General features: G+C 67.6%; 1 protein-coding gene and 1 pseudogene. Both read left to right on the top strand.

The window, feature by feature from the left end; all coding sequences use genetic code 11:
• Positions 1-92, top strand: a pseudogene (locus tag FQ755_RS38015) (type II secretion system protein GspH); the annotation flags it as partial.
• A complete protein-coding gene (locus FQ755_RS06825; RefSeq protein ID WP_144152448.1) occupies positions 89-535 on the top strand; it encodes a hypothetical protein in 447 nt (148 codons plus the stop codon). The pseudogene FQ755_RS38015 and the gene FQ755_RS06825, both read left to right, overlap by 4 nt.
• Positions 536-544: the final 9 nt, after the last annotated feature.

Below are 544 nucleotides of genomic sequence, written 5' to 3'. Positions count from 1 at the left end.
CGGTGCAGGGAGATAAATGGCGACGCTGTATCCGGATCGCGGCGGGTGGTCGCTCGCGGATCGTCGACGGCGCGTGCGGGGCCACGTCATGAGGCGGCGTTCACGGGAACTGCGTTCATGCCACCACGCGTTGAAGTGCTGCGGCAGCTCGCTGATCGAGGTCATGCTGGCCGTTGCATTGATGTCGGTGACTACGTTTGGCCTCATCGCCGGCCAGTTGTGGACGGCGCGCGAAGCCCGCGCCATGTCGCTGCGTGAGCACGCCGCGTGGCTCGCGGATTCTGTCGCGGAGGCGGCGAGCGCGTCGACCTCGGGCGATGCAGCGATGGGCCAGTTGAACGCGCGTGCGGCGGCGCTGCTGCCACATGGTCAGGCCGTGCTCAGCGAGAGCGGTGGCGTGTCCGTCGCGCGAGTCATGTGGCTCGCTCCGCTTGATCTGCCGCGCACCGGCGACGTCATCGACAAGCCGGAACCGTGTGGTGGGGTGGATGCGCCAGCCGGCTCGTCATGTGTCGCGTTGGCATTCGCAAGATGAGGCGGCTTT

The organism is Paraburkholderia sp. BCC1885 (genome assembly GCF_900996235.1).
Classification (GTDB): Bacteria; Pseudomonadota; Gammaproteobacteria; order Burkholderiales; family Burkholderiaceae; genus Paraburkholderia.
Note: the sequence above shows the minus strand (reverse complement) of the source record. Positions and strands in the feature narration are given on the sequence as shown.

What these genes read in the sequence shown, in the direction of transcription:
- FQ755_RS06825 (WP_144152448.1), top strand. Translation starts at nt 89, where the DNA reads ATGAGGCGGCGTTCACGGGAACTGCGTTCATGCCACCACGCGTTGAAG.